The organism is Mobilicoccus caccae (genome assembly GCF_030161635.1).
In the GTDB taxonomy this organism is placed as follows: domain Bacteria; phylum Actinomycetota; class Actinomycetes; order Actinomycetales; family Dermatophilaceae; genus Mobilicoccus; species Mobilicoccus caccae.
In genome coordinates, this window is the sequence record NZ_BSUO01000001.1 from 276052 (window position 1) to 290674 (window position 14623).

A 14623-nucleotide genomic window follows, 5' to 3' on the forward strand; every position below is an offset into this window, starting at 1 on the left:
GCTTGAATCCGGGCCGCGGGTGCCGATGGAGGGAGCATGGAGACGCCCACGCTCGCCTGCTGCTTCGTCGTCGGTGACGACGCCCGCGACCTGCACGCCGCCCTGGCCTCCCTCGCCTCGCTCGAGGACCTGCTCAAGGGCACGGTCGTCATGGGCATGGGCGCCTCGGAGCGCACACTCGAGTTCGCCCGTCGTGCCGGAGCCCAGGTCTTCTCCCGCCCCGACGACGGAGACCTCGCCGCCGCCCGCAACGAGGCCGCCGCCGCAGCCGAGTCGACGTGGATCTTCACCCTCGAGGGCGACGACCGCGTCACCGCCGACCCGGAGTTGCTCGGCAAGCTGCTCGTCTCCCAGCCCGGCGAGGTCGTCCGGCCGGACGCGCTGCAGATCGAGGTGCAGCAGGGCGCCGACGCGCCGGCGACGCGCGAGGTCCGCCTCTACCGCACCGACGGCTGCCACTACATCGGCGGCATCCGCCCCCGGCTCGTGGCCATCGAGGCCGGCCGCACCCTGCGTCCGCTCAACCCCGGCTCCGACGTCGTGCGCGTGAGCAGCGCGCTCGGCTCCGACCCCGCGGGTGAACGCGCCCGACTCCTGCGCCGCGAGGCTCGCGCGACCCGCATCATCGACGTCCTCGACGCCGACGGCACCGGCGGCGACGAACTGGTCTCCGCGCTCGTCGAACGTGCCCGTGCCCGCCGCAAACTCGGTGACGGCAACGGCGCGCTGGCCGACCTCAACCGCGCCCGGGCACTGCCCGCGGGCGACCGCTACCGCGACACCGCACGCGAAGAACTCGTCGGCCTCCTCGTCGAGCACCGCCACCTGGCCGGCGCCCGCACCCTCATCTCCCAGCTGCGCGAGGGCGGCGCCGACACCGGGTACAGCGACTGGCTCGAAGCGCAGGTCAGCGCGGCCGAAGGGCAGGCCGAACAGGCACTGGCCATCGTCGACCGGCTGCGTGAGCGCGGCCTGCTCACCCGCGCCGACGGCGGCGTCGTCGCACCCCCGGAGATCCTCAACGAGACGATGATCCTCGCCGCGCGGGTGCACGACTACGACAAGGCGTTCGAGTGCTGCCTCGAACTCGTCTCCCGCCACGGCCAGGCGCGGCGCTTCGGACGTCTGCTGCTCAAGCTCTGGGGCGCCCGCTCGCCCGAGGGACTCGCGGCGCGTCTCAAGGCCGCCGGTGCGCCGATCGACCCCGTCGCGACCGCGCTGCGCGGTCTCCCGGGCGCCGGGCCGGCGGTCGCCGAGGCACTCGAGGCGACCCGTCCGGAGCTCACCGAGGTCGCCGCCGCACTGTGACGGCGACCCCCGACCTCGACGGCATCGTGATCCCGGCGGAGGACGATGCCGCTGCGCCCGACCGCGCGCACGGCGACTTCCTCGCCGTCGACATCGGCCCGCACGGCCTGCGTGCGCGCCGGACCGGGACGGACCCCGAGACCCGACTCGACATCCCCGAGATCGAGGGCGTCCCCTCGGTCGGCGACCTCCTCGGAGCCGTCGGCGGACTCATGATCGGCCGGCCTCCGTCGGTGACCGTGTGGTCCCTCGGTGGGGCCGCGGCACGTGTCGACCCGGCCGAACTCGTGGCCGCCTCGCCCCCCACCACCAGGACCGTGGTCGTCGACGCGGCGACCGCCACCCTCGTCGGGGCGCTCGGCGGCGTCGAACCCGGCATCGTGCTCGAGATGACCTCCGGCGTGCGCACGATCGTCACCGACTTCGACCTCGTGTGGCGGCGCATCGACGGGTGGGGACCGATCCTCGGCGACCGCGGGTCGGGTGCGTGGCTGGGGGCCCAGGGTCTCGCCGCCGGACTCCGGGCCGCCGATGGCGTTCCGGGCGGATCGGAGGAACTGCTCCGGGCCGGACGCCACGCGTTCGGCGACGAGTTCACCTGGCGGGAGATGCTGGAGAACCTGCCGGTCGCCGAGGTCCTCGCCGACTTCGCGCCGGTGGTCGGCGACGTCGCCCGCCGTGATCCGGTGGCCGAGGGGCTGTGCCGGTTGGCCGGTGAACACCTCGCCGACGCGATCTGCGCCGGCGCCGAGATCCTCCCCGGGCGGCCCATCACGGCCACCGGCGGACTCCTGCTCATCGAGGCCGTCAAGGTGTCCTTCGCCTCGGCCCTGGGCAAGCGGTACAAGGTGCTCGTGCCGGCGCTGGGCGACACCCTCGCCGGTGCCCGCACCATCGCCGAACACGTACTCGCCGGCGGCCGGTTGCCGCACCGCCCGCCGTACGTCTTCGTCCAGGGCCAGTACGCCCTCACCGGCGCCACCGCCGACAGGAACCACGAGGTCTGAGACCTCACCACGCGCCGAGACCGCCGCCTATAGGCGGCGGTCTCGGCGTCTGCAGGGGTGCGCACATGCGAGAAGCGGGCCCCCGGTGGGAGCCCGCTTCGTCTGGCGGAGGATAGGGGATTTGAACCCCTGAGGGTGATTAACCCAACACGATTTCCAATCGTGCGCACTAGGCCACTATGCGAATCCTCCATCGGCGAGGGTACCCGAACGTACCCCTGACGAGCCAATTCGCCCCCAGAGCACTAACTGGTCGACCAGGGGCTCGCCGGTCAGAAGGGGATGACGATGCCCAGGGCCCCCGTGCCGTACCCGTCGACGTCGAGGGAGAAGTCCTCCCGCCGACCCAGGCCGCGCATCTGCATGGCCGCCTCCCGGGGAGGATCATGCCCGGCTGATACACGGTCTTGAGCTTGAGGTTGGCGCCCGTCTCGTCGTCGAAGAACAGCGACGAGAAGATGTTGAGCACCTCGTAGAAGTTGTCATACAGCGCCGCGGGGAGCTCCTTGTTCTCGATCGCCGAGTCGGCCCCGGTGGAGGGGACCAGCCCCAACGCCGCCCCCGCACGGGCCGACAGTTCGAGGTCGGCGGCCACGAGGGCCTGCGTCTCTCCGTCGTGGTCCATGTAGGTGCCCACGCAGCACGCGCGGCGGGCGGTGGGGACGACCTTCTCCGACTGCGTCGCGATCGTGACGTCACGCCCCAGCAGGCTCTCGAAGAGGTCCTTGATGGGCTTGTGATCGGGAATCTTGGCCATCGTCGCGTCGTTCCGCTCGGTCGAATCGGATGGAGGGGCAGGTGGGCTCAGCCGAAGACCGGCTTGAGCGCCTCCGCGAACATGTCGGCGGTGAACGGCTTGGCGATGAGGAACAGCGCGCCGGACTCGTCGGCCTGCGAGCGCATCGTGTCCGAGCCCTCGGAGGTGACGAAACCGAACGGCACCTGGTTGCCCTCGGCGCGGACGGCCTGGAGGAACTCGATGCCGTTCATGTTCGGCATGTTCCAGTCCGACAGCACCAGGTCGGGGGAGTTGGCCTTGACCGCGGCCAGGCCCTCGGCGCCGTCCTCGCACTCGATGACCTCGGCGCCGTCGTAACCGGCCTGACGGAGGGTCCTGACGACGATCATGCGCATGGCGCGGCTGTCGTCCGCGACTACAACCTTCACGGGAATCTCACTTTCGGGGGAGTTCGGGTTAGGGCGACCGGCTCCGGTGGGAGCCGGGCGGGATCAGGACTGGTTCAGTCGGTTCCAGACCGTGACGATGATGAGGTGGTCGCCGCAGGCGTAGACGGAGTCGAGCAGCTTCTTCGCCGACGGCACCTTGAGGGTCGGGCTCGTGCCCTGCGCGACGACGGGCAGTGACAGCGAACTCGGCTCCGGCAGGAGGGACTTGATGTTTCCGCCGACCATGTTCGTCAGCTCGCCGATGGCGTCGGAGATGTCGTCCTCGGACGCCTCGTCCTCGGCCAGACCGAACATCGTCGCCCCGAAGAGGCGCGCCGCGTCCGAAGCCATCTCGACACAGATCAGGCAGTCGGTGGCGCCGCTGACCCCGACCGAACCGGACACCGCAGGCCCGGCGATCTTCGGGCGCTCCTCGAGCTCGAGGGGGTCAACCGGAAGGCCGAGCATGGAGCTCCAGACCTCGTTGACGATCGCTGCGACATCGTCGTTTGACAGGTGCATGCTCGGTCCTTCGATGGCGACCACGGTGGTCTGCTGAGACTCGATGACCCCCTCGGATCGGGGCACACCGCTGGTGCGGCGAAACCTCATCCGGGACAGGGTCATCCGTAAACGGACAACCTCTCTATCGGCGTCCACCACCTTGATCTGAGCAACCCATTTCGGCGAGTGCCGTTGTCTCTCAGTGCAGAACCGGTGGTCGTGTCGTTGTGGCCGGCGAAGACGACGTCGTCGGCGTCCGGATGTCTCATCGGCATGGTCGCGGCGAACCTGACCCACGCGCGCGCGTGAGTGAGATGGAGGACGGCGAGCCGGGAAACCGGGCGATCCGGACGCTGGGGACCGCCCGCGTCGAGGTGGCCGAACTCTCGCTCAGGTCACCATCGCTGCCGCCGATTGGTGGCCTGAGCAAGATCAGTGCGTCAACAAAGGCCGACCGCGACGGCGCCGACGCCAGACCAGGAAGGTGCCCATGGACGGCATGGAGGAGATCGTTCAGGAATTCCTCGTGGAAAGTCACGAGAACCTGGACCAACTCGACCAGGACCTGCTCGCTCTCGAGCGGGAACCCGAGTCGAGGGAGCTGCTCTCGAGCATCTTCCGGACCTTGCACACGATCAAGGGCACCAGTGGGTTCCTTGCGTTGCACACGCTCGAGCGGGTGGCCCACGCGGGCGAGTCGCTCCTGTCGAAGCTGCGCGACGGTGAGATGGTCCTCAACCCGGAGATGGCGACCGCCCTCCTGGAGATGGTGGACGCCGTGCGTTCGCTCCTCGGCCACATCGAGGAGGACGGGAACGAGGGCACCGAGGAGTACCACGAACTCACCGCCAAGCTCCACCTCCTGCTCGAGGGACGCTCGCCGAAGGCCGAGGCCGCCGCCGGCAACCTGGTGCTCGCCGAGAGCGCCGCTCCTGCAGCGGAGGCCACCGAGACCACCGATGCGGCCGACGCTGCCGAGCCCGTGGTCGAGATCTACGAGGAGAGCGTCACCACCGCCACCGACGGGGACGTGACGACGACGATCTCGACGTTCGAGGAGTCCGTCACGGCGGCCGACGGCACGACCGTCTCGGTCACCACCGTCGCCACCGAGCAGCGGCCGGTCGGCGGGGAGCCCCCGCCTCCGAGCAGCCGGCGGAGACCCCCGCGGAGCAGGCAGACGCCAAGGCCGACACGCGCGACGCCGTCAAAGCCGCCGCGAACGCCCAGGCCAGCGCCGCCCAGACCGCGCAGGCCGGCGACGGCGACAAGAAGCAGCAGCGCTCCGTCGCCGACTCCAGCATCCGCGTCGACGTCGACCTGCTCGACTCGCTGATGAACCTCGTCGGTGAGCTCGTCCTGTCGCGCAACCAGCTCGTGCAGCGCGCCGCCGCCAGCGACGACCAGGAGCTCCAGCGCTCCATGCACCGCCTGTCCCTCGTGGCCAGTGAGCTGCAGGAAGGCGTCATGAAGACGCGCATGCAGCCCATCGAGAACGTGTGGAACAAGATCCCCCGCGTCGTGCGCGACCTGTCCAACCAGATGGGCCGGCAGATCCGCGTCGAGATGGAGGGCAAGGAGACCGAGCTCGACAAGACGATCCTCGAGGCCATCAAGGACCCGCTGACCCACCTCGTGCGCAACAGCTGCGACCACGGCATCGAGCCGCCGGAGCAGCGCGTCGCCAAGGGCAAGCCCGCCGAGGGAGTCCTGCTCATGCGCGCCTTCCACGAGGGCGGGCAGGTCAACATCGAGATCATCGACGACGGCGCCGGCATCAACGCGGACAAGGTCCGCGAGAAGGCCGTCGAGAAGGGTGTCATCACCCGCGAAGAGGCCGACCGGATGTCGGACCGCGACGCCCAGCACCTCATCTTCAAGGCCGGGTTCTCCACCGCCGCAGCCGTGACCAACGTGTCCGGCCGTGGTGTCGGCATGGACGTCGTCAAGACGAACATCGAGAAGATCGGCGGCGTCATCGACGTCACCTCGGTGTACGGCGAGGGCACGACGACCCGCATCAAGATCCCGCTGACGCTCGCGATCATCCCCGCGCTGCTCGTGCGCGGCAAGGACAACATGTTCGCGATCCCGCAGGTCAACCTGCTCGAGCTCGTGCGCCTCGACAAGGAGCAGGCGGCCGAGCGGCTGGAGACCATCCAGGGGACGCCCGTCTACCGCCTGCGCGGCCAGCTCCTGCCGCTGGTCGACCTGCGCGATCAGCTCGGCGTGGAGAAGGAGGAGCACGAGACGACGTTCATCGCCGTGCTCCGCGCCGACCAGCGCCAGTTCGGCCTCGTCGTCGACGACATCGAGGACACCGAGGAGATCGTCGTCAAGCCGCTCGGCAAGCAGCTCCGCGGCATCGACCTGTACGCGGGAGCCACCCTCATGGGTGACGGCCGCGTGGCCCTCATCCTCGACGCCAACGCGTTGGCCGCACACGCCGGCATGGTCAACGAGAGCGCCGAGGCAGCCCGCCGCGCCGAGGAGGCCATCCTCTCCAGCAAGGACTCGACCTCGCTGCTCGTCGTCAAGCTCAGCAACGGTCGCCGCGTGGCCCTGCCGCTCGCGTGCGTCGAACGGCTCGAGGAGTTCTCCATGTCACGCGTGGAGACCGTCGGGCAGAACCAGGTCGTGCAGTACCGCGGCGTCATCCTGCCGCTGCTGCGCCTCGCCGACGACTACGGCAGCTACACCGAGATGGATCAGCCGGACACCTCCGTGCAGGTCGTCGTCTGCCACCACCAGGGACAGCTCTTCGGCTTCGTCGTCTCCCAGGTGCTCGACATCGTCGAGGACGAACTCGCCATCCGCACCCACCTCGACACCGGCGGCAACCTCGGGTCGGCCGTCGTCAACGAGCACGTCACCGAACTGCTCAACATCGACGCGACCCTCGCCGCCCTCATGCCCCCGGACTCCGGGGACTTCGCCGACGCATCCCAGTACTCCGGAGCCTTCTCCGGTCACGGCTACTGAGCCGACCTGCCACACCTGAGGGCGACGCCCGCGGGTCGAACACCGAGGAGAATGACCCATGCCCGCGACCGTCTCGTCGACGCCCGGCGGCACCACCAGCGCTGAACCGGGGCGCGGCTCCCGCCTCGGTGTGCGCGGAGAATTCCTGCTCGTCGGCCTGGCGGGCGCGATCGCGGCGGCTCTCGTCGCGGGCATCGCGCTCGTCAACGTCGGCCACATGCGCTCCCTCACCGAGGAGATGCGCCGGATCGAGATCGCGCAGGCGCAGATCCAGGACATCCGCTTCGCCAACGGCGACGTCAGCGGGTGGCAGCTCGGCGCCGCGTGGACCGCGAACGCCTCCGGTGGGGCTGTGGGGGCCGACCCGGAGAACAAGTACCGCAAGAACTTCCTCGCGTACGGCAAGGAGCTGCAGCAGAAGATCGCCGGGTTCCCGACCGCCGACCTCAACGAGGGCGAACGCGCTCAGCTGACCAAGCTCAACGACCTGTGGACGCGCTACCTGGCGTTCGACGGGCCGATCGCGGCGGAGTGGGCCAAGAACAACGACGCCGGCGTGGCCGCGGGCGATGAGATCCTGCGCTCGCAGGCACTGCCCATGTACGGGGAGATCCTCGACGCCACCGACGCCCTGGCCAAGTCCGTCGACGCGCGCAGCGCCCAGGCGGCTCAGGCCGCCGCCGACGCCGCGGCGCTCGCCCGCCTGCTCATCGTGGTCACCAGCCTGCTGGCCCTCGTGGCCATCGCGGCCCTCGCCCTGTGGATCTCGCGGCGGTTCATCACCGCGCTGCGCTCGGTCCGCGAGAGCCTGCTCGCCATGGGCGACGGGGACCTGACGGTGCCGGCCGAGGCGACCACGAACGACGAGGTGGGCGAGATGGCCACCGCCGCCGAGCAGACGCGCGTCTCCATGAACAAGGTCATCGGCGAGGTGGCCACGGCCGCCTCCGGTGTGGCGTCCGCCTCGGAGGAGCTCCGGGCGTCCTCGGACTCGCTGCAGTCGGCCTCCCAGTCCTCGGTGCGACAGGCGCAGGACGCGCAGAAGTCGGCCGAGGAGGTCTCGCGCAACGTCGACACCGTCGCGGCCGGGACCGAGGAGATGACCGCGTCCATCCGCGAGATCAGCAAGTCGGCGAACGACGCCGCCGGGGTCGCCTCCCAGGCGGTCTCGGTGGCCGACCGCACGACCGACACCGTGGGCAAGCTCGGCGAGTCGAGCATCGAGATCGGCAACGTCATCAAGACGATCACGTCCATCGCCGAGCAGACCAACCTCCTCGCCCTCAACGCGACCATCGAGGCCGCGCGTGCCGGTGAGGCGGGCAAGGGCTTCGCGGTCGTCGCCAACGAGGTCAAAGACCTCGCTCAGGAGACCTCCAAGGCCACCGAGGACATCGGCCGGCGCGTGGAGGCGATCCAGCTCGACACCGAGGCGGCCGTCGCGGCCATCAGCGAGATCAGCGCGATCATCGCCCAGATCAACGACACCCAGTCGACGATCGCGTCCGCCGTGGAGGAGCAGACCGCCACGACGAACGAGATGGGCCGCAACGTGCAGGACGCCGCCAGCGGCTCCTCCGAGATCGCCCGCAGCCTGGTCGGCGTGTCCCAGGCCGCCGGAGGTGCCACGACGACCGTCGAGCACACCAACCGCTCGGCGGGCGACCTCGCCCAGCGAGCCAGTGAACTGCAAGCACTCGTGGGGCGCTTCCGCTACTGAGGTCCGTGCACCGGAGTCCCTTGAGAGCAGGGGGCTCCCGCCGATGGGACAGACAGCCCATCGACGAGCGCGGAATGGGCCCCACGCATCGAAGGGAACATCATGGCAACGCAGTACTGCACCTTCCGCCTCGGCGGGCACCTGTTCGGTGTCCCCGTCGAGACCGTGCAGGAGGTGCTCCGGGAACAGGCACTGACCAAGGTGCCGCTGTCCTCCTCGGAGGTCTCCGGACTCATCAACCTCCGCGGCCAGATCGTCATCACGATCGACCTCCGCGAGCGCATCGGCCTGCCTCCGCGTGAGGAGGGCCAGGAGGTCACCAACGTCGTCGTCCGCACCGCGGACTCGGTGACGAGCCTGCTCGTCGACGAGATCGGTGACGTCCTGGAGCCGGACCTCGACCGCTTCGAGTCCCCGCCCGACACGGTTCCGCCGCGCGTGCGCGACCTCGTGACGCGGGTGTGCAAGCTCGACCGTCAGCTGATGCTCGTGCTCGACACGGACAAGGCGGTCGACGTCGAGGCGGCAGCCTGATGCCAGCCGTCTGCGCTCGAAAGGCGCCGCTCTGCCCGGCCCGGGATTCGGGTGTCGGGGCGGAGCGGCGCCTTTCCGGTCGAGGGTCGGCTCTCTTAGAGTTCCCGGCCCTCGTCGAGGTCGGTGATCTGGTCGACGCGGCCCGCGTGCCGGCCTCCGTCGAAGGAGGCCTCGAGGAAGGCGTCGACGATCGCCATCGCCAGGCCCTCACCGGTGACACGCTCGCCCAGGGCCAGCATGTTCGCGTCGTTGTGACGTCGGGTCATGTGCGCCGACCAGGGGTCGGTGCAGGTGGCGCACCGGGCACCGGGGACCTTGTTGGCCGCGATGCCGATGCCGATACCGGAGCCGCACACGACGATCCCGAGCTCGGCCTCGCCGCCGGTCACGAGTCGCGCGGCCCGCGAACCCCAGATGGGGTAGTCGGTGCGGTCGGGGGAGTCGGTGCCGACGTCGAGGACCTCGTGTCCGAGGTCGTCCAGGTGCTTCTTGACAGCGTTCTTCAGGGTGAATCCGGCGTGGTCGGCGCCCAGAGCGATCTTCACGGGTGGTTCCTCTCGGACGGAAACGGACGGAGGCTGACGGACGGGGCCGGCCGAGCGCCGGCTGCCTCGATTCTCCCATCCACCGCTGCGGCGCCAGGCGTCGCACTCGCGACCGCGGGGGCCCGAGAGCAGCGGCGGACTCGGGCAGGCGACCACGACCTCGGTTCAGTCACCTTGAAAAGCAGGCGGATTCGCCGATGGGCACCACGTCAGGCTGCGCCGTCCCCTCAGGAGTCCACGTGTCGACCAGCACACCCGCCCCGTCGCCGTCGTTCCTCTCCCGGGTGCCCCTGGCGACCAAGATCGTCTCGATCGGCGTGGTCGGCGTGCTCGGCCTGGTGCTGCTCGCGGTGTCGATGTGGGCCGGATCCTCGGCGATGTCCTCGGCCGCCGAGCGACGTGAGGCCCAAGCCACCGTCACCGAGAACGCCGCCCGGCTGGCCACCCTCGACCAGCGCCTGTGGAACACGCAGTTGCTCTACGTGCTGGCGGTGAACGGCGGGCGATGGGGTGCGGCGGAGGCGTCCTCCCCACAGCGCTCGGCGTTCCTGGAGGTCCTCAGGCAGAAGCAGGAGACGCTCGCCGCGTTCCCCGCCCAGCACCTGACGCCGACGCAGTCCGACGCGCTCGTGCGTCTGCGGGAGATCGACGCCGATTTCGCCGCCGCCGAGCAGCGGGGCGCCCAGTTCTACCTCGCCCGCAACCGGGAGTCGGGTGCCCGGGAGATCGACGCCTCGCGGGCCGTGCTGGGGGAGGGTGAGGCGGTACTCACGGCACTCACCGACGCGGCCCGCGCCGAGGCGCAGGCCGCGGACGCCGAGATCGCGGCGGCGAAGGACCGCCAGCGGATCATCGGGCTGGTCACCGTGGCCGTGATCGGCACGCTCCTCGCCCTTCTCGCGATCCTGCTGGCGCGCTCCGTCGCCGGCCGGATGCGCCGCGTGCAGGACACCCTCACGGGCATGGCGGGCGGCGACCTCACCCACGCCACGGGGCTCGCGCCCGGTGACGAGATCGGCGACATGGCCGCGGCGGCGGACGCCTCGCGGGAGGCCATGCGCAGGACGCTCACCGAGGTCGGTTCGGCCACGGAGGAGGTGGCGGCGGCCTCGACGCGGCTCGCGGCGAACGCCGACGAACTCGACCAGGGCGCGAGCAGCGCGACCGCCGACCTCGAGCGGGTGGTGGGCTCCTCGAGTGACATGTCGCGCAACGTGTCGACGGTCGCGGCGGGCACCGAGGAGATGACGGCCTCGATCCGCGAGATCGCCAAGAGCGCCACCGATGCGGCCGGGGTCGCGGCCACCGCGGTGACGGTCGCCGACCGCACCAACGCGACGATCGCCAAGCTGGGGGCCAGCTCCGCCGAGATCGGGGAGGTCATCAAGGCCATCACCTCGATCGCGGAGCAGACCAACCTGCTGGCCCTCAACGCCACGATCGAGGCGGCGCGCGCGGGGAGGCGGGCAAGGGGTTCGCGGTCGTCGCGAACGAGGTCAAAGATCTGGCGCAGGAGACCGCCAAGGCCACCGAGGACATCGGTCACCGCATCGAGGCGATCCAGCTCGACACCGAGGCGGCCGTGGCCGCCATCACCGAGATCAGCGCGATCATCGCCCAGATCAACGACACCCAGGCCACCATCGCCTCGGCCGTGGAGGAGCAGACCGCCACCACCGACGAGATGGGCCGCAACGTGCAGGACGCCGCCGGCGGTGCAACGACGATCTCCGACAGCGTGGCCCTGGTCAGTCGCACCACCCAGGCCAACATGAGCGCCACCCAGGACACCGCCGCGGCGGCACGCGAACTCGGGGAGAAGGCCGAAGGGCTGCGCACCATCCTCGGCCGGATCCGCTACTGACGTCCGGGGACTCCCCACCGGCACGGAACTCCGTCTGTGCTCCTCCGATAGGGGGAGCACAGGCGGAGTGTGGTGTGTCTGTCGTGAGTCCAGGTGGATGAAGACCGAAGGCCGATGGGAGCCTGTCGCTCGCGGATCTGCGGGTCACCGACGGCGACCTCCGACCCGCCGACCGGCCCGAGCGCGGGGGCAGGTCGGCCCAGTTGAGTGGGACCGCTTGAGAACACATCGCCTTCGCCGATGAGTGGGTGTGGGCCCCCGACGTCGTCGAGGGGTCGAAGTTCCCCGGTCGCCGACGTGTCGGCGGCCGTGACCCTCACCGGGTCCCTTCCCGAGCAGCGAGGACAACAATGCGTGCACTGGTGATCGACGACTCGCGTGCGATGCGCACGATCCTGACCCGGACGATGGAGAATCTCGGATTCGAGGTCGAGGCGGTCGTCGATGGACAGCAGGCGGTCGAGGCCGTCCAGCGTGGTCCCCTGCCGGACGTCTGCCTGATCGACTGGAACATGCCCGTGATGAACGGGTTGGAGTTCATCGTCGAGGTCCGCAAGAACCGCGAGTGGCGCGACATCACGCTGATGATGGTCACGACCGAGGCCGAGCAGGCCAACATCGTGCGCGCCCTGGCCGCCGGTGCCCACGAGTACGTCATCAAGCCGTTCACGCCCGAGGTCATCGAGGACAAGCTGGCGATGCTGGGACTGCTCTGATGGCCGGGCAGAAGATCCGCGTCCTCATCTGCGACGACTCCATCGTGATCCGTCGGCTCATCACCGACGTGCTCAAGACCGACGCCGAGATCGAGGTCGTCGGCACCGCCGTCAACGGCAAGAACGCCCTCGACAAGCTGCCGATGCTCAAGCCGGACGTCATGACGCTCGACGTCGAGATGCCGGTCATGGACGGCCTGCAGACCCTGGTCGAGGTGCGCAAGCTCAACAAGAAGCTGCCCATCATCATGTTCTCCACGCTGACCGAGCGTGGAGCCGGCGCCACCCTCGACGCCCTCGAGCGCGGGGCCAGCGACTACGTGACCAAGCCCGCCAACGTCGGCTCGGTGAGCGAGTCGATGGAGGCCGTGCGCAGCCAGCTCATCCCCAAGATCAAGTCGCTCACCGGACGCGCGCCCATGCCGCCGCGCCGTGCACGTCCGGCCTTCGGTGGCGAACCGCCCGCGGGCGCACCGGCCCCCGGCGGCCCCTCGGGTCCGGTCACCGCCGGCACCCCCACGGGCAAGGTCGACGTGGTCGCCATCGGGATCTCCACCGGTGGGCCCGACGCGCTGACGACGGTCATCCCGTCGCTGCCGGGCAACTTTCCCGTGCCGATCGTCATCACTCAGCACATGCCGCCGGTGTTCACGCAACTGTTCGCGCAGCGGCTCGACGGCAAGTCCGCGCTGCACGTGGTCGAGGCATCCCAGGGCGAACTGCTCACCCCCGGCAAGGTCCTCATCGCGCCCGGCGACTGGCACATGCGCTTCAAGCGCGGCGCCCAGGGAGTCCAGGCCGTGCTCGACCAAGGACCGCAGGAGAACTACTGCCGCCCGGCCGTGGACCCCATGTTCCGCTCGGTCGCCGAGATCTACGGCGGCAACGTGTTGTCGGTCATCATGACCGGAATGGGTCAGGACGGGCACCGCGGTGCCGAACCGATCATTCGCGCCGGCGGGCGACTCATCGTCCAGGACGAGGGGAGCTCCGTCGTGTGGGGCATGCCGGGGGCCGCGGTCGCCGCAGGCCTGCCGTGCGACCTCATTCCCTTGTCCGGACTGGGTGAGGCCATCACGTCTCGGACCGTCTCGGGCCGGGGCGCCACTTCGAGGAGCGGGCGAGCATGAGCCTTTCCGGATCCGACGTCGACTTCATCAGTCAGGTCGTCCGGGCGCGGTCGGCGATCGTGCTGGACCGGAGCAAGGAATACCTGATCGAGTCGCGTCTCGTGACCCTCGCCCGCGAGCGCGGCGACGAGTCGGTGACCGACCTGGTGCGTCAGTTGCGGGCCAACCCCAACGGGCCGGTCCGTGACGCGGTCGTCGAGGCGATGACCACGAACGAGACGTCCTTCTTCAGGGACGGCCACCCGTTCATGGCCCTGTCGAACACGATCCTGCCCGACCTGCTGGTGGAGCGCGGCCGTGAGCGGTCGCTCAACATCTGGTGCGCGGCGTGCAGCTCCGGGCAGGAGCCGTACACGATCGCCATGCTCATCCAGGAGCTCATCGGTGCCGACCCGAGCTGGCGCGTGCGGCTGCTCGCGACCGACATCGACTCCAAGATGCTCAACCGCACCAAGGAGGGCATCTACAACCAGTTCGAGATCAACCGCGGACTCCCCGCGCCGCTGCTCGTGCGGTACTTCGCCCGGCACGGCATGAACTACCAGGTGGATCCACGACTGCGGTCGATGATCGAGACGAAGTTCCTCAACCTCGCCGAGCCGTTCCCGCCGATGCCGCCGATGGACATCGTGTTCCTGCGCAACGTCCTCATCTACTTCGACGTGGAGACCAAGCGCGCGATCCTGAAGCAGGTCAAGAAGGCGCTGCGGCCCGACGGCTACCTCTTCCTCGGCGGCGCCGAGACGACGATGAACGTCGACGAGGGCTGGGAGCGGCAGACCATCGGCCGGGCGGCGGTGTACCGCCCGCGGTGATGCGCAAAGCCCGCACGTGAATCGTTCCGGCACCCCGGGGGACCTCGTCCCACCGGGGTGCCGGCGTGAGAGGCGGGGGCGAATCACGGTGCTCGACAAGCCGGTTCAGGCGGTTGACCGATCGTGTTCCACGCCGGCCCCGCTGTTGCATCCATGCAGGTCAGACGGCTATTCGGCGGCTCCGACCACTCAGGACACCCGCACCGGTGTCGATTGAGTCTGTGGCCATGGAGGGCCGTCGGTCACCACGGAAGAGACGACAACGAGGGCGCCTGCCACGTCCTCGACAACGCCATCCCAGGGGGAGCCCAATGAGTTTTCTCATCGGCGA

General features: G+C 69.8%; 13 protein-coding genes, 1 tRNA gene and 1 pseudogene. 10 read left to right on the forward strand and 5 right to left on the reverse strand.

From position 1 onward, the window contains the following. Positions 1-36: 36 nt before the first annotated feature. Together QQK49_RS01430 and QQK49_RS01435 are read left to right on the forward strand one after the other, a co-directional pair. Positions 37-1308, forward strand: coding sequence for a glycosyltransferase family protein (locus QQK49_RS01430; RefSeq protein ID WP_284302333.1), 1272 nt, complete (start codon positions 37-39; stop codon positions 1306-1308). Beyond that, a complete protein-coding gene (locus QQK49_RS01435; protein WP_284302334.1) occupies positions 1305-2315 on the forward strand; it encodes a hypothetical protein in 1011 nt (336 codons plus the stop codon). Before QQK49_RS01430 ends, QQK49_RS01435 begins: the two co-directional genes overlap by 4 nt. A gap of 103 nt (positions 2316-2418) precedes the next feature. Here QQK49_RS01435 and QQK49_RS01440 read toward each other — a convergent pair. From QQK49_RS01440 to QQK49_RS01455, 4 genes are all read right to left on the reverse strand, one after another. Further along, positions 2419-2507: transfer RNA gene (locus QQK49_RS01440), tRNA-Ser, on the reverse strand. Next, the gene (locus tag QQK49_RS01445) at positions 2485-3072 is read right to left on the reverse strand and encodes a hypothetical protein (protein ID WP_284302335.1); all 588 of its coding nucleotides are present in this window, start codon (positions 3070-3072) and stop codon (positions 2485-2487) included. Before QQK49_RS01445 ends, QQK49_RS01440 begins: the two co-directional genes overlap by 23 nt. A gap of 47 nt (positions 3073-3119) precedes the next feature. Further along, positions 3120-3482: a response regulator gene (locus tag QQK49_RS01450; protein ID WP_284302336.1), complete on the reverse strand. Its 363-nt coding sequence runs from the start codon at positions 3480-3482 to the stop codon at positions 3120-3122. Positions 3483-3545: 63 nt separating this feature from the next. Beyond that, positions 3546-4004: a chemotaxis protein CheX gene (locus QQK49_RS01455; RefSeq protein ID WP_284302337.1), complete on the reverse strand. Its 459-nt coding sequence runs from the start codon at positions 4002-4004 to the stop codon at positions 3546-3548. Positions 4005-4485: 481 nt separating this feature from the next. On the opposite strand from QQK49_RS01455, the gene QQK49_RS01460 reads away from it, so the two are divergent. From QQK49_RS01460 to QQK49_RS01475, 4 genes are all read left to right on the forward strand, one after another. Then, positions 4486-5322, forward strand: coding sequence for an Hpt domain-containing protein (locus tag QQK49_RS01460; RefSeq protein WP_284302338.1), 837 nt, complete (start codon positions 4486-4488; stop codon positions 5320-5322). After that, positions 5322-6968: a chemotaxis protein CheW gene (locus tag QQK49_RS01465; protein ID WP_284302339.1), complete on the forward strand. Its 1647-nt coding sequence runs from the start codon at positions 5322-5324 to the stop codon at positions 6966-6968. The genes QQK49_RS01460 and QQK49_RS01465 overlap by 1 nt, the downstream gene beginning before the upstream one ends. A 58-nt stretch (positions 6969-7026) precedes the next feature. Further along, positions 7027-8688 carry a methyl-accepting chemotaxis protein gene (locus tag QQK49_RS01470; protein ID WP_284302340.1) on the forward strand — a complete coding sequence of 554 codons (1662 nt, stop codon included), beginning with the start codon at positions 7027-7029 and terminating at the stop codon, positions 8686-8688. Between the two features lie 102 nt (positions 8689-8790). Further along, positions 8791-9222: a chemotaxis protein CheW gene (locus QQK49_RS01475; RefSeq protein WP_284302341.1), complete on the forward strand. Its 432-nt coding sequence runs from the start codon at positions 8791-8793 to the stop codon at positions 9220-9222. A 95-nt stretch (positions 9223-9317) separates the two neighbouring features. On the opposite strand, the gene rpiB is transcribed toward QQK49_RS01475, so the two are convergent. Beyond that, the gene (rpiB, locus tag QQK49_RS01480; protein WP_284302342.1) at positions 9318-9767 is read right to left on the reverse strand and encodes a ribose 5-phosphate isomerase B; all 450 of its coding nucleotides are present in this window, start codon (positions 9765-9767) and stop codon (positions 9318-9320) included. Between the two features lie 1244 nt (positions 9768-11011). Between rpiB and QQK49_RS01485 the strand changes: the two are divergent. From QQK49_RS01485 to QQK49_RS01500, 4 genes and pseudogenes are all read left to right on the forward strand, one after another. Beyond that, a pseudogene (locus QQK49_RS01485) lies at positions 11012-11463 on the forward strand (methyl-accepting chemotaxis protein); the annotation flags it as partial. Between the two features lie 518 nt (positions 11464-11981). Beyond that, positions 11982-12347, forward strand: a complete 366-nt coding sequence (locus QQK49_RS01490) for a response regulator (protein WP_284302343.1) — start codon at positions 11982-11984, stop codon at positions 12345-12347. Then, positions 12347-13477, forward strand: a complete 1131-nt coding sequence (locus QQK49_RS01495; RefSeq protein ID WP_284302344.1) for a protein-glutamate methylesterase/protein-glutamine glutaminase — start codon at positions 12347-12349, stop codon at positions 13475-13477. Before QQK49_RS01490 ends, QQK49_RS01495 begins: the two co-directional genes overlap by 1 nt. Continuing rightward, complete coding sequence (locus QQK49_RS01500) at positions 13474-14292, forward strand: CheR family methyltransferase (protein ID WP_284302345.1); 819 nt, start codon at positions 13474-13476, stop codon at positions 14290-14292. Before QQK49_RS01495 ends, QQK49_RS01500 begins: the two co-directional genes overlap by 4 nt. Positions 14293-14623: the final 331 nt, after the last annotated feature.

What these genes read in the sequence shown, in the direction of transcription:
- QQK49_RS01455 (WP_284302337.1), bottom strand. Translation starts at nt 4,004, where the DNA reads ATGCACCTGTCAAACGACGATGTCGCAGCGATCGTCAACGAGGTCTGG.
- QQK49_RS01460 (WP_284302338.1), top strand. Translation starts at nt 4,486, where the DNA reads ATGGAGGAGATCGTTCAGGAATTCCTCGTGGAAAGTCACGAGAACCTG.
- QQK49_RS01430 (WP_284302333.1), top strand. Translation starts at nt 37, where the DNA reads ATGGAGACGCCCACGCTCGCCTGCTGCTTCGTCGTCGGTGACGACGCC.
- QQK49_RS01475 (WP_284302341.1), top strand. Translation starts at nt 8,791, where the DNA reads ATGGCAACGCAGTACTGCACCTTCCGCCTCGGCGGGCACCTGTTCGGT.
- QQK49_RS01445 (WP_284302335.1), bottom strand. Translation starts at nt 3,072, where the DNA reads ATGGCCAAGATTCCCGATCACAAGCCCATCAAGGACCTCTTCGAGAGC.
- QQK49_RS01470 (WP_284302340.1), top strand. Translation starts at nt 7,027, where the DNA reads ATGCCCGCGACCGTCTCGTCGACGCCCGGCGGCACCACCAGCGCTGAA.
- QQK49_RS01465 (WP_284302339.1), top strand. Translation starts at nt 5,322, where the DNA reads ATGAACCTCGTCGGTGAGCTCGTCCTGTCGCGCAACCAGCTCGTGCAG.
- QQK49_RS01495 (WP_284302344.1), top strand. Translation starts at nt 12,347, where the DNA reads ATGGCCGGGCAGAAGATCCGCGTCCTCATCTGCGACGACTCCATCGTG.
- QQK49_RS01490 (WP_284302343.1), top strand. Translation starts at nt 11,982, where the DNA reads ATGCGTGCACTGGTGATCGACGACTCGCGTGCGATGCGCACGATCCTG.
- QQK49_RS01500 (WP_284302345.1), top strand. Translation starts at nt 13,474, where the DNA reads ATGAGCCTTTCCGGATCCGACGTCGACTTCATCAGTCAGGTCGTCCGG.